The sequence below is a fragment of the Rhodanobacter sp. TND4EL1 genome (genome assembly GCF_054061035.1).
This window is the reverse complement of the sequence record NZ_JBSSDT010000001.1, coordinates 515,495-527,812: the sequence shown is the minus strand read 5'-3', so window position 1 is coordinate 527,812 and position 12,318 is coordinate 515,495. Positions and strand designations below refer to the sequence as shown.

9 protein-coding genes are annotated in these 12,318 nt (G+C 63.1%); 7 read left to right on the top strand and 2 right to left on the bottom strand.

The annotated features are described in order from the left end of the window. Positions 1–231 precede the first annotated feature (231 nt). On the top strand, positions 232–1,353 hold the full coding sequence (locus ACVWWQ_RS02445; RefSeq protein ID WP_099652068.1) for an OmpA family protein: 1,122 nt from the start codon (positions 232–234) through the stop codon (positions 1,351–1,353). A 124-nt stretch (positions 1,354–1,477) separates the two neighbouring features. Further along, positions 1,478–2,254, top strand: coding sequence for a pseudouridine synthase (locus tag ACVWWQ_RS02440; protein WP_133950237.1), 777 nt, complete (start codon positions 1,478–1,480; stop codon positions 2,252–2,254). Between the two features lie 92 nt (positions 2,255–2,346). On the opposite strand, the gene kbl is transcribed toward ACVWWQ_RS02440, so the two are convergent. Continuing rightward, a complete protein-coding gene (gene kbl / locus ACVWWQ_RS02435) occupies positions 2,347–3,546 on the bottom strand; it encodes a glycine C-acetyltransferase (RefSeq protein WP_133950240.1) in 1,200 nt (399 codons plus the stop codon). Position 3,547: 1 nt separating this feature from the next. Further along, complete coding sequence (gene tdh / locus ACVWWQ_RS02430; protein WP_199107220.1) at positions 3,548–4,582, bottom strand: L-threonine 3-dehydrogenase; 1,035 nt, start codon at positions 4,580–4,582, stop codon at positions 3,548–3,550. 150 nt (positions 4,583–4,732) lie between these two features. Here tdh and ACVWWQ_RS02425 point away from each other — a divergent pair, with 150 nt between their 5' ends. The 5 genes from ACVWWQ_RS02425 (at position 4,733) to hflX (ending at position 12,275) form a co-directional block, all read left to right on the top strand. Then, the gene (locus ACVWWQ_RS02425; protein WP_133950242.1) at positions 4,733–6,892 is read left to right on the top strand and encodes a S46 family peptidase; all 2,160 of its coding nucleotides are present in this window, start codon (positions 4,733–4,735) and stop codon (positions 6,890–6,892) included. Positions 6,893–7,010: 118 nt separating this feature from the next. Next, positions 7,011–9,173 (top strand): S46 family peptidase, encoded by a 2,163-nt coding sequence (locus ACVWWQ_RS02420; RefSeq protein ID WP_133950244.1) that lies wholly within the window; start codon positions 7,011–7,013, stop codon positions 9,171–9,173. Between the two features lie 358 nt (positions 9,174–9,531). Beyond that, positions 9,532–10,500, top strand: a complete 969-nt coding sequence (gene miaA / locus ACVWWQ_RS02415) for a tRNA (adenosine(37)-N6)-dimethylallyltransferase MiaA (RefSeq protein WP_133950246.1) — start codon at positions 9,532–9,534, stop codon at positions 10,498–10,500. 131 nt (positions 10,501–10,631) lie between these two features. Continuing rightward, positions 10,632–10,916, top strand: a complete 285-nt coding sequence (gene hfq / locus ACVWWQ_RS02410; protein ID WP_099652073.1) for an RNA chaperone Hfq — start codon at positions 10,632–10,634, stop codon at positions 10,914–10,916. 57 nt (positions 10,917–10,973) lie between these two features. After that, complete coding sequence (gene hflX, locus ACVWWQ_RS02405) at positions 10,974–12,275, top strand: ribosome rescue GTPase HflX (protein WP_133950248.1); 1,302 nt, start codon at positions 10,974–10,976, stop codon at positions 12,273–12,275. Positions 12,276–12,318: the final 43 nt, after the last annotated feature.

Sequence of the window (12,318 nt, the reverse complement as noted above, 5' to 3'; positions counted from 1 at the left end):
TCACGGTTCCAATTTCGAAACAACGGCGTTCCTGAACGAAACCTCACCGGAAGTTCTTTGAATTAGTGTTAATTCGATCACGGCTTAACACTTTTGCTACAATCACCGCGCTTGTCGCATAAACGCCAAGCAGGGGCTTAAAGAGCTCTGAATGACGTGGTTCAGTTCTGACACTCCCACATTCGGTCAGATTGAACGGACGCGAAAATCTAATAATTGAGGAGACACCTGATGAAACGTACGGGCTTGTATTTTCTGATCGCGCTGGCCCTGGGCGGCGTAGGTGCCGTTCATGCGCAGGACGCAGCCGCTCCGGCCGACGTCGACACCAACAGCTCGATGACCACGCCGTCCTATGACGGTCGCTGGTACATCGCCCCCACTGTCGGCGGCTACTACAACGACACCGATCGCAACACCAACAGCCGTCAGATCTATTACGGTCTGGGCGTCGGTCGTTTCATCTCGTCCAACACCTCGCTGGACCTCTTCGTTGACCGCACCAGCCGTGACGCGGACGGTGGCGGCACCTGGTCCAGCAACAGCGTCGGCATCGCCGCACGCTTCTATGCCGGTGCCTGGAACGCATGGCGTCCGTACCTGCTGGCTGGCGTGATGGGCAGCAACCATCATGGCATCCACGGCAATGGCTGGGCTCCCGCGGCTGAACTGGGTGGCGGTCTGTCCAAGACCATCGACGACAGCTCCGACTTCCGCGTCGAAGCCGGCTACCGTTATGACTTCGACAACGACAGCCAGCCGAACATGGATGGCTACGGTGACTGGTTCCTCGGCTTCAGCATCGTTTCGCGCTTCGGCGCTCCTGCTGCCGCCCCGGCTCCGGTGGTTGCCACCCCGCCGCCGGCTGACTGCTCGACGATGGACAGCGACGGCGACGGCGTGAACGATTGCGAAGACAAGTGCCCGGCCACCCCGGCTGGCACGATCGTCGGTCCGGATGGTTGCCCGCAGAAGGTTGTGATCGACCTGCGCGGCGTGAACTTCAAGTTCGACCGCCCGAAGAAGGGTGAGACCGACATCTCGAAGTCGCTGGCCGAGCCGAGCTCCGATTCGATCGCCGTGCTGAACCAGGCTATCGATACCCTGCAGCGCTATCCGCAGGTGAAGGTGACGGTTGCCGGTTACACCGACTCGAAGGGCACTGATGCTTACAACCAGAGCCTGTCTGAGCGTCGCGCCTCGATCGTCTACAACTACCTGACCAGCCATGGCATCGATGCCAGCCGTCTGGAAGGTCCGATCGGCCACGGCGAGAACAACCCGATTGGCGACAACGCCACCGATTCGGGTCGTGCGCAGAACCGTCGTACCGAACTGCAGGTTCAGCAGTAATAGAACCGCAGTAACGAAGTAATGAAAAAACCCGGCTTCGGCCGGGTTTTTTTTTTGCGCGTCAGAAGCCGTTTCATCCACGCATCGGTTGTGGCCATATGGCGTGGCCCTATACCCTAGCGTGATGCCTCGTCCGCCTTCTTCCCCTCGCACACGTCCTGCCCTCGTCGCGCAATCGCCGCGGCACGGATTGGCTCGGGTGTTGTCCAAACTGGGCGTGTGCTCGCGCAGTCAGGCTGAACAATGGGTTCGCGCCGGCCGGGTCAGCCTGGACGGGCGCGTCGTCCGTGATCCGTATCATCCGACCGTGATCGAGCGGCAGCAGGTCGCCGTCGATGGCGAGTTGGTGAAGCGTGCGGAAAGTTTCCATGTGGCGTTCAACAAGCCGCGCGGCATCGTGGTCAGCGCGGCCGACGAGCACGGGCGAGCCACGGTTTATACCGCGCTGGCGGCTGCCGGTTTGCCTTGGCTGGGACCGGTCGGTCGTCTGGACAAGGCCAGCGAGGGCTTGTTGCTGCTGAGCAATGACACCGTCTGGGCCGCCGGCATCACTGATCCGGTCAGCCATCTGGAAAAGACCTATCACGTGCAAGTGGCGGGCCAGCCGGATGCAGCCGCGCTGGCGGCCATGCTGACCGGCATCGAGGATGCCGACGATCACCTGAAGGCGCGGCGCGCGACACTGTTGCGTGCGGGCGAAAAGAATGCCTGGCTGGAAGTGGTGCTGGACGAGGGGCGCAACCGGCATATCCGCCGGTTGCTGGCGGCGCTGGGCTTTGACGTATTGCGCCTGATCCGCGTGGCGATCGGTCCATTGGCTCTGGGCGACTTGGCAAAAGGCCAGTGGCGGCGGCTGGATCAGGACGAAGTGCGATCCCTCACTTCTCTGTCCCGCTCGTAGAAGCCCGCCAGCGGGTGATGCTTCTGCTTTGATGTCCAGGCACAACCGGGTAGCAGGGTCGGGCAGTGCCCGCCCTGCATCCGCTGCGGTCTTCAGCCGCCAATCACGCCAAGTTTTCGCGCCACCTTGGCAAATGCGGCAATCGCCCGGTCGAGATGCTCGCGGGTATGTGCCGCGCTCATCTGGGTGCGGATGCGTGCCTGGCCCTGCGGTACCACCGGATAGAAGAAGCCGGTGACGTAGATGCCTTCTTCCAGCAAGGCCGTCGCCATGGCCTGGGCCTTGGGTGCGTCGTAGATCATCACCGGCACGATCGGATGCACGCCGGGCTTGATGTCGAAGCCGGCGGCGGTCATTTGCTCGCGGAAGTAGCGGGTGTTCTCCTTGAGCTTGTCGCGCAGGTCGCCGGCGCTGGCCAGCATGTCGAACACCTTGATCGCGGCCGCGACCACGTGCGGCGGCAGCGAGTTGGAGAACAGGTAAGGGCGCGAACGCTGGCGCAGCAGTTCGATCACCTCCTTGCGACCGGTGGTGAAACCACCCAGTGCGCCACCGAGCGCCTTGCCCAGGGTGCCGGTGAAGATGTCGATCTTGTCCATCACGCCGTTGACCTCGGCCGCACCGCGACCAGTGTCGCCAAGGAACCCGGTGCAATGGCATTCGTCGATGTGCACCATGGCGCCGTATTTCGCTGCCAAGGCGGTGATTTCATCGAGCTTGGCGATGAAGCCGTCCATCGAGAACGAGCCGTCGGTGGTGATCAGCTTGGTCCGTGCACCGGCCGCATCAGCCGCCTGCAGCTGTTTCTCCAGGTCGGCCATGTCGCTGTTGGCATAACGGAAGCGCCTGGCCTTGCACAGGCGGATGCCGTCGATGATCGAGGCGTGGTTCAACGCATCGGAAATCACGGCGTCTTCTTCGCCCAGCAGCGGCTCGAACAGGCCGCCGTTGGCGTCGAAGCAGGCGGCGTAAAGGATGGTGTCCTCGGTGCCGAAGAACTCGGCGATCTTCGCCTCCAACTGCTTGTGCAGATCCTGCGTGCCGCAGATGAAGCGCACGCTGGCCATGCCGAAACCATGCGTATCGAGAGCGTCCTTGGCGGCGGCGATCACGTCCGGATGATCAGCCAGTCCGAGGTAGTTGTTGGCGCAGAAGTTCAGCACCTTGCGGCCGCCTTCCAGCTCGATCTCGGCGGACTGCGGCGAGACGATGATGCGTTCGGCCTTGAACAGACCCTGTTCGCGGATCGATGCCAGCTCGGCGGTGTAGCGGTCTTTGGCGGTATAGGTCATGTCAATTCCAGGAGCAGACGACTTTGCCGCAGACGCCGGCATCCATCAGGTCGAAACCCTTCTGGAAATCATCGATGTGGATCTGGTGGGTCAGCACTTTCTGCAGCGGAAAGCCGGTCAGCACCATCTGCGTCATCTTGTACCAGGTCTCGTACATCTTGCGTCCGTAGATGCCCTGCAGGGTGAGGCCCTTGAAGATCACCTTGTCCCAGTCGATGCCGGCGCCGCGCGGCATGATGCCGAGCATGGCGACCTTGCCGCCGTGGTACATGCAGTCGAGCATGTCGCCGAAGGCGCGCGGGTTGCCGCTCATCTCCAGGCCCACGTCGAAGCCTTCCATGTGCAGGTCCTTCATCACGTCCTTCAGCGACTGATTGGTGACGTTGACCACGCGGGTGGCGCCCATGTCGGCGGCCAGTTTCAGGCGGAAATCATTGACGTCGGTGACCACCACGTTGCGCGCGCCGATGTGCTTGCAGATGCCGGCGGCAATGATGCCGATCGGGCCGGCGCCGGTGATCAGCACGTCCTCGCCGATGACGTTGAATTCCAGCGCGCAATGCGCGGCGTTGCCGTAGGGGTCGAAGAACGCCGCCAGCTCGGAGGGAATCTGGTCGGGGATCGGCCACAGGTTCGACGCGGGCATGCTCATGTATTCGGCGAACGCGCCGTTGCGGTTCACGCCGATGCCGATGGTGTTCGGGCACAGGTGCTGGCGACCGCCGCGGCAGTTGCGGCAATGGCCGCAAACGATGTGGCCTTCGGCTGAAACGCGGTCACCGACGTTGTAGCCGGTCACGCCCGGGCCGATCTCGACGATGCGGCCGACGAATTCGTGGCCGATGGTCAGACCCGGCTTGATCGTGCGCTGGCTCCATTCGTCCCACTTGTAGATGTGCAGGTCGGTGCCGCAGATCGCGGTCTTCTCGATCTTGATCAGCACTTCATTGGGGCCGACCACGGGCATCGGCACCTCTTCCATCCAGATGCCCTGTTCGGGCTTGCGCTTGACCAAGGCTTTCATCGTCTGCGACATGGGAATCCATCATTTGGCCCGTGGGACGGGCGGGGAAACGACAATTATAGAACGCGGCCACCGCTGGCGGCTTTTGTGCGGACAGCTTGCCGGGTCTGCCCCGGCAATCTATGGTCGCAAGTTTATGCGATTGCTCGCGGGGAAGATGCCATGCGGTTGAAGACGATGCTGTGGTCCACGGCGGTAGCGATGTCATTGAGCCCGCTCGCGCAGGCGGACGAGGGGATGTGGATGCCGTCGCAGCTGCCGTCGATCGGCCGGCAGCTCAGCGGCGCCGGCTATCAGGGTATTCCCGCGGCACTCGCCGATCTGACCCGGCCGCCGCTCAGTGCCGTGGTCAAGGTTGGCGGTGCCACAGGTGCCTTTGTCAGCGACCAGGGGCTGGTATTGACCAACCATCACGTTGCTTTCGGGGTGATCCAGTACAACAGCAACGCGCAGCACAACTTGATCGAGGAAGGCTACGTTGCCGCCAACCGCAGCGAAGAGTTGCCGGCGAACCCCGACTTCCGCTTACGCGTCACGATCGGCTTTGACCCGGTGACCGACAAGGTGCTGGCAGGCGCCCGCGGCAAGACCGGGCGCGCCTATTACGATGCCGTGGACGCGGCGAGCAAGTCCCTGGTCGCCGAATGCGAGAGTGAACCCGGCATCCATTGCAGCATCGCCAACATGTTCTACGGTCGCGACTTCTATCTGGTGAAACAGCTGGAGTTGCGTGACGTGCGCTTGGTCTACGCGCCGCCGCGCTCGATCGGCAACTACGGTGACGAGGTGGACAACTTCATGTGGCCCCGCCACAGCGGCGATTTCACCGTGTTGCGTGCCTACGTGGGACCCGACGGCAAGCCGGCGGACTTTGCGAAGGACAATCGGCCGTACACCCCGCCAGCGCATCTGCAAATCGCCCGCGAGGGCGTCAATGAAGGTGATTACGTGATGCTGGCCGGCTATCCGGGCACTACCTATCGTCATCGCACGGCGGCCGAGTTCGCCAACCAGGTGCACTGGCGCCTGCCGGCGACGGTGGCGGTGATGAAGCAGTTGCAGGATGTGATCGAGCAGGCCGGTGCGGCGGATGCGCAGGCGCAGATCCATTACGCGTCGCAGCTGCAATCATTGAAAAACAGCATCAAGCGCTACAGCGGCGAGCTGGAAGGTTTGCAGCGCAGCGACGCAGTCAGCGTACGCCAGAAATATGAGGCGGCAATGCTGGCGTGGCTGGATCGACAAACCACGGCCCGGACCTTGCGCCCGCAGATCGACGCGGTGATGAACCTGATCGCCGCCGACAGCGCCACGCGTGAGCGTGACCTGCTGTTCGGTTTGATCCAGTCGCGGACCCAGTTGATGAACTCGGCGTTGCGTCTGCAGCGGTTGGCCCATGAGCGCTCCAAACCCGATGCTCAGCGCGAGAATGGCTATCAGCAGCGCGACGAGGCATTGATCGCCAGCACCTTGCGCCAGGTGCAGCGGCGCTACGATCCGGCGGTCGAGAAAAGCCTGCTGACCGCCTTGCTGATCCGTTACCAGCAATTGCCCACTGCGCAGCACGTGGCCGAGTTTGATGACGCCTTCGGCCGCACGCCGGCCGAATTGAACGCCACGCTGGACCGCGTCTACGCCAGCACGAAACTCGGCGACGAGGCACAGCGCCTGCGCTGGATGAATGCGGACGCAGCGGCGCTGACCAGCACGGACGACAGTCTGTTGCAGCTGGCTGCCAAGCTGCAGCCGGTGCTGTTGCGCATCGATGACGAGGGCAAGACGAGGCAGGGCGACCTGCTGCGGCTGCGTCCGGCCTACATGCAGGCGCTGATCGGCTACCGCGAGCAGCAGGGCCGGGCGGTCTATCCGGATGCGAACTCCACCTTGCGCGTGAGCTACGGCAAGGTCACGGCGCTGAAGGCGCGCGACGCGGTGGGCTACGAGCCGCTGACCAGCACGGCCGGCATCGTCGAGAAGAACACCGGCGTGGCGCCGTTCGATGCGCCCAAGCCCCTGCTCGATGCGATCGCCAAGGGTGACTACACCGGCTACCTGGATCCGAAGTCCGGCACCATGCCGGTGAACTTCCTCAGCAATCTGGATACCACCGGCGGCAATTCCGGCTCGCCGGTACTCAACGCCAGGGGCGAACTGGTGGGCCTCAATTTCGACAGCAACTGGGAAGCGGTCAGCGCCAGCTGGATGTTCGACCCGCGCTATAAGCGGGCAATCCATGTCGACATGCGCTACATGCGATGGTTAATGGACAAGGTCTATCCGGCACCCAGCTTGTTGAAAGAGCTGGGTTTTTCGAGGGACTGACCGGCGCAATCATGACTTGCGGCATATGCCGCTGTGCTTCACATCGGGCATAACTCGCAAGTTATTGCGTTTCATTTTGTCCGCCGTTCCCACGCCGGGCTTTCACCAGGAGATTGCTTTGCGTCGTCTATTGCTTGCTGCCGCCGTATGCGTCGGCCTCATCTCATCCGCCCATGCCGTCGAAGGCATGTGGCAGCCCGCCCAGTTGCCGACCATCGCCGCCACGTTGCAGCAGCACGGCTTGAAGCTGGACCCGAAGACGCTGACCGACCTCACCGCCTATCCGATGGGCGCGATCGTCAGCCTCGGTGGTTGCACCGCGTCGTTCGTCTCGCCCGAAGGCCTGGTGGTCAGCAATCATCACTGCGTCTACGGCGCACTGCAGCTGAATTCCACCCCGGAAAACAATCTGATCGAGAAGGGCTTCCTGGCCAAGACCATGGCGGACGAGCTGTCGGCCGGTCCGTCCCAGCGGATCTATGTCACCGAGGAAATCCGCGACGTCACCAAGGAGATCAACGCCAAGCTCAATGACACGATGAGCGGCGCGGATCGTTACAAGGCGATCGAGCTGGCGATCAAGGAGCAGGTCAAGGGCTGCGAGAGCGACGGCTATCGCTGTGACGTCTACAGCTTCCACGGTGGCTACAGCTATCAGTTGATCAAGCAGCTGGAAATCAAGGACGTGCGGCTGGTCTACGCGCCGCCGGATTCCATCGGCAAGTTTGGCGGCGACGTCGACAACTGGATGTGGCCGCGCCATACCGGCGACTTCGGTTACTACCGTGCTTACGTCTCCAGGGACGGCAAGTCCGCGGCGTTCTCGAAGGACAACGTGCCGTACCACCCCAAGCACGTGCTCAAGGTCAATCCGATGGGCGTGGAGCAGGGCGACTACGTGATGGTTGTCGGCTATCCGGGCCGCACCAACCGCTACCGCCTGGCCGAGGAGGCGCAGAGCGCGATCGACTGGACCTATCCGACCCAGATCAAGATCTACGAAGACACGCTGAACATCATCAACACTGCCGGCAAGGCCGATCCTGACGTGGCGGTGAAGTACGCCAGCATGGTCGCCGGTCTCAACAACTACCTGAAGAACTTCGGCGGCCAGCTCGAAGGTCTGCATCGCGCCGATGCGGTCGAAGTGAAGCGTGCGCAGGAAGCCCAGTTGGAGTCGTGGTTGAAGCAGCAGGGCGGGGCCGAGAATGCCGCGCTGTCCGCCGACATCACCAGGCTGCGTCAGCAGATTGCCGAAAACCAGGCCACTCGCGATCGTGATCTGGCGATCGGTCTGGTCACACGCGCTTCGCTGTTCAGCACGGCGGTACGCCTGACCCACCTGGCCAAGGAGCGCCCGAAAGCGGATCTCGAGCGTGATTCGGGTTATCAGGAGCGTGACTGGGTGCGCATCGAAGGTGGCCTGAAGCAGCTGGATCGACGCTTCGATCCGAAGGTCGACCAGCAGATGATGGTTTACGGTCTCACTCGCTACGTGGCTCTGCCGCAGGCGCAGCGCCTGCCGGCGCTGGACGCATGGCTCGGTGGTGCCAAGACGCAGGCACAGCTGACCGCCAAGGTCGCCGCGCTGTATGCCGGCAGCAAGCTGGGCAACGTCGATCAGCGCATGAAGTGGTTCGACGCCGACAGCAAGGCCATCGACGCCAGCAACGACAGCATGATCAAGCTGGCTCGTGCGGTGCAGCCTGAACTGAAGAAGATGGAAGATGTTGCCGATGCCCGCGACGGCGAAATGATCAAGCTGCGCCCGCGCTACATGCAGGCGATGATCGCCTGGAAGGATTCGCAGAAGCTGCCGGTCTACCCGGATGCCAACAGCTCACTGCGCGTCACCTTCGGCAACGTGCAGGGCGTGGCGCCGCGTGATGGCGTCAGCTATGCACCGTTCACCACCGCGCAGGGCATCGTCGAGAAGGACACCGGCGTGGAACCGTTCAATGCGCCGAAGGCCGAGATCGCCGCGATCAAGGCCAAGGCATTCGACGGTTATGCTTCGCCGAAGCTGGGCACGCTGCCGGTCAACTTCCTGGCCGACCTGGACATCACCGGCGGCAACTCCGGTTCACCGGCGATGGATGCGAATGGCCAACTGGTCGGTCTCGCGTTTGACGGCAACTGGGAGTCGGTCAGTGGCGACTGGTTGTTCAACCCCGAGTTGAACCGCTCGATCCAGGTTGATGTGCGCTACATGCTCTGGGTGATGCATCACCTTGATCACGCCGACAACCTGCTCAAGGAAATGGGCGTGCCGGCGAAGTAGGCGGCACGTTTGCGCAAGCGAAGGCCCGCGTCTTTGGCGCGGGCCTTGGCGTTTCCGCCGTTCAGAGGATGTGCTCCCGCAGTGAGCGATAGATCAGCGCAAACGCCACGCTGATCACGATGCACACGGCATACCAGAATTCCGCATGATCCTTGTGCCAGATCGGCAAATGCATGGCCTGTCTCTCCGCATGGTCTGAATGGGAGACGCAGCACGCCCCGTGCCAAACCGGTGGAACACGGCAGCTTTGTGCAGAATGAAGGGGTTGGAGGGCCGGCGTGCGGCAGCGGGGGATCGCACCTGTAGCAAGCGTGAAACACCCTCTGTATCAGTGGGGCTTGCCACTTACAATGGACCCATGTCCGTCGATCACCGCCCCCTCGCCATCTTCCTGATGGGCCCCACCGCCTCGGGCAAGACCGCGTTGGCTTGCGAGCTGAGCGAGCATTTCCCGCTCGAACTGGTCAGTGTGGATTCGGCGCTGGTCTACCGTGGCATGAATATCGGGACCGCCAAACCCGACCGGGCGACGCTTGCCCGGTATCCCCACGATCTGGTCGATATTCGCGACCCTTCGCAGCCTTACTCGGCAGCGGACTTTTGTGCCGACGCCCTGCCGGCAATGACCCGAATCACCGCGCAGGGGCGGATTCCCTTGCTGGTCGGTGGTACCGGTTTGTATTTTCGGGCGTTGCAGTCGGGCCTGTCGGATCTGCCTGCGGCCGATCCGGCGACGCGCGCGCGCCTGGCTGACGAAGCAGGGCGCTGCGGGTGGTCCGCGATGCACGCGCGACTGGCAGAGATCGATCCGGTGGCCGCCAACCGCATCGACAGCAGCGACATTCAGCGTTTGCAACGCGCTCTGGAGGTTTTCGAGCTGACCCGTCGGCCTCTGTCAGAGTTGCAGCGGGGCGGAACGGGAGCGCCGTTCCCTTGGCGGGTGCTCAAGCTGGCATTGCTTCCCTCCGAGCGGCAACGGCTGCATGAGCGCATTGCGCAGCGGTTCGACATCATGCTGGAGCAGGGCTTTCTCGACGAAGTGCGTTCGCTGCGCGCGCGCGGCGACCTCGATGCGGACCTGCCCGCGATCCGCGCCGTGGGCTACCGGCAGGCGTGGGAGCATCTCGAGGGGTTGACCAGCGCGGCCGAGTTTCGTGACCGCAGCATCTTTGCCACCCGCCAACTGGCCAAGCGCCAGATCACCTGGCTGCGCAGCGACCACGGGGCCCGTGTGCTCGAGCCCGATCAGCCTGGGATGGCGGACCGGGCGGCTGGTGCGCTGCGGTTGTTTCTCGATGCGCCGGGACGGGCATCGCGGCCACGGTGACCGATTACCGCGCAGGATGCAAAAATCTTCTTTCATCAAGCATTTGAAAGCAGTTAACATCCAGTCATGTTGGGCCGGGGCGCCAGTGGCGTTTTTTCTCCGGCCCGTTCGCTGCATGGGGAGAAGAAGAAATGTCCAAGGGGCAATCGTTGCAGGATCCATTTTTGAATGCATTGAGGCGCGAGCGGGTGCCGGTGGCCATCTATCTGGTCAATGGCATCAAGCTGCAGGGGACGGTCGAGTCCTTCGATCAGTTTGTGGTGTTGCTGCGCAATCAGGTCAGCCAGATGGTCTACAAGCACGCCATTTCCACGGTGGTGCCGAGTCGCAATGTGCGCATTGGCAATGGTCATGACGGTCACGAGGGCCACGACCACCCCGCCGACGCAACCACGACAGCAGACGCCGACGCTTGATACATGGGCGGTCAGCCCGCATGAAACAGGTCTGCTCCCGAAGGATCATGCCTACTCGTGTTTGACCGTCAAAAGAAAGGTGACCGTGCCGTCCTCGTCCTCCCACATTCGCGTGGCGAGGGCGATTCGGTGCGCCGCGCGGAAGAGTTCGTCGAACTGGTGAAGTCCGCCGGAGCCGACGTGCTCGGTGTGGTCAATGCCCGCGTCGAGGACCCCAACCCGCGTTACTACATCGGTACCGGCAAGGCCAACGAGGTTGCCGAGGCGGCGCGTGCGCTGGAGGCCGACGTGGTGCTGGTCGACCATCTGCTTACCCCGGTGCAGGAACGCAACCTCGAAAAGCATCTGGGCGTGCGGGTGGTCGACCGCGCCGGGCTGATTCTCGACATTTTCGCCCAGCGTGCGCGTTCGCACGAGGGCAAGCTGGAAGTGGAGCTGGCCCAGCTCAAGCACCTGGCCACGCGCCTGGTGCGCGGCTGGACCCATCTGGACGCCCAGCGCGGCGGTGCGATCGGCAACCGCGGTCCGGGCGAAACCCAGCTGGAAACCGACCGCCGCCTGCTTGGCGAGCGGGTCAAGCAACTGACCAAGCGCCTGGAGAAAGTCCAGGTCCAGCGTGGCCAGCAGCGTCGTTCACGACTGCGCAATACGGTGCCCCGGGTTGCCCTGGTCGGATACACCAACGCCGGCAAATCGACCTTGTTCAATGCGCTGACCACGGGCGATGTCTACGCTGCCGACCAGCTGTTTGCCACGTTGGATCCCACCGTGCGCAAACTGGAGGATCTCAGTTGTGGTCCTGCGGTCATTGCCGACACCGTGGGCTTCATCCGCGAACTGCCGCATGACCTGGTCGCCGCGTTTCGCGCCACCCTGGCCGAGGCGCGCGACGCCGATCTCCTGTTGCATGTCAGTGATGCGGCCGACGAGGAGCGTGAGCGGCTGCATCGCGTGGTCGACAAGGTCCTCGAAGAGATCGAGGCCGGCGAGGTGCCGCAACTGCACGTGATGAACAAGATCGACCTGGCCGGCACCGAACCGCGGATCGAACGCGATGGCACCGGCAAACCCGTGCGCGTCTGGCTGTCGGCCGCCACCGGCGAGGGGCTGGATCTGTTGCGTCAGGCGCTGGGCGAGTTGCTGGGCGGCGAGCGGGTGCAGTCGCCGCTGCATCTTCCTTTGTCTGCCGGACGCCTGCACGCGCGGCTGAAGGCCGCCGGTGCGATCAGCGGCGAGACCATCGACGAACACGGCTGGCAGCTGACCATTGACGCGCCGCGCAGTGTCATCGCGCCGCTCAGCGGGGGTGATCCTGACGAGGCCAGACTTCTGCGGGAACTGCTGACTGTGGCGGAATGACACTGCGCGCGACGCGCGACAGCAGTCCTGCTCTGATAGAATG